Origin of the sequence: Streptomyces polyasparticus (assembly GCF_014493765.1) — a bacterium.
GTDB classification, from domain to species: domain Bacteria; phylum Actinomycetota; class Actinomycetes; order Streptomycetales; family Streptomycetaceae; genus Streptomyces; species Streptomyces polyasparticus.
On sequence record NZ_JACTVJ010000095.1, the window covers coordinates 1 to 1,428 of the forward strand.

The window sequence follows — 1,428 nt, forward strand, 5'->3', positions numbered from 1 at the left end:
TTCTTGATGGCAGCTCCCAACTCACCATTCACCTTGGAGAACATTTCAAACACTCTGTCTTGAATGTGAGGGTCAGCAGCTTGAACATGGACAGCAACATTGTGAGCCAAGTGAGCTTGAGCATTAGGATATCTTTCCATAACCTTGTACAAATCAGATGCCTGCTTGTACTCATCGTCAGTAGCCTTCCAGTGGAATGGACAAGCAGCACCTTCCCAAACTTCTTGTTCTTCTTGCAAAGAGAATTGCTTGAATTCCACTGGGTGAGAAGTAGCCAAGTAGTTGGGGTGAGCTCCCAAGTTACCATTAACGTTCATTCCACCATCTCTCATGTGAGGGTTGAATACAGCACCGGTAACAGGACAGTTAACAGGGATTTGAGTGTAGTTAGTACCCAATCTGTGTCTGTGAGTGTCAGCGTAAGAGAACAATCTAGATTGCAACACTGGGTCGGCAGATGCCTCCATGTAAGGAACGGTGTGAGCTGGAGAGAAAGCAGCTTGTTCAACCTCGGCAAAGTAGTTCTTTGGGTTTTCGTTCAACACAAATTTACCGAATCTTCTCATAGGGTAGTCCTTGTGAGGCCAAACCTTAGTCAAGTCAAACACCGAGAATGGTGCTTTCTTGGCCTGCTCAGCGGTCATGGTTTGAACGTAACAAGTCCACGATGGGTGGTTACCAGCAGCAATGTTCTTGAACAAATCCTCTTGAGCATAGTCTGGGTTGGAGCCTGCCAATTCACCCGCTTCCTCGTTGGTCAAGGTCTTGATACCTTGGTCAGATATGAAGTGGACTTGAACGTAGAACCATTCACCCTTTTTGTTAGACCATTTGTAAGTGTGACCCGAGTAACCGTTCATTTCACGATAAGAAGCTGGGGTACCACGGTCAGAGAACAAGACCATTACCTGATGAATTGCCTCGTAGTTGGTGGTCAAGTAATCCCAGAACATGTTAGCATCCTTCAAGTGGGTTTCTGGGTTTCTCTTTTGGGTGTGAATAAAGTGGGGGAACTTGGAAGGATCTCTGATGAAAAACACAGGAGTGTTGTTGTAAACCAAGTCCAAATTACCCTCTTCGGTGTAAAATTTGGTGGCAAAACCTCTTGGATCTCTGGCGGTATCAGCCGAACCCATCTCACCACCAACGGTGGAGAATCTGGTGAAAATCTTGGTTTTCTTACCAACTGTGTCCAAGAACTTGGCTCCACAGATATCGGTGATGTCATCGGTCACCTCAAAGTATCCGTAAGCACCAGATCCTTTGGCGTGAACAACTCTTTCAGGAATTCTTTCTCTGTCAAAATGAGCCAAGGAGTCAATCAAGTTGAAGTCTTGGAGCAATAATGGACCATGCTTACCCACACGTTGGGTAGCAAAAGGTTCTGGGATGGGACATCCATTAGAATTCGTAAAGGTTGGAGCCATT

The 1,428-nt window shown here is 45.8% G+C and carries 1 protein-coding gene; it reads right to left on the bottom strand.

Features of this window, described 5'->3' with window-relative positions; genetic code table 11:
- A partial coding sequence (locus H9Y04_RS49035; protein WP_187820138.1) for a catalase occupies window positions 1-1,427 on the bottom strand: 1,427 nt, incomplete at its 3' end.
- Window position 1,428: the final 1 nt, after the last annotated feature.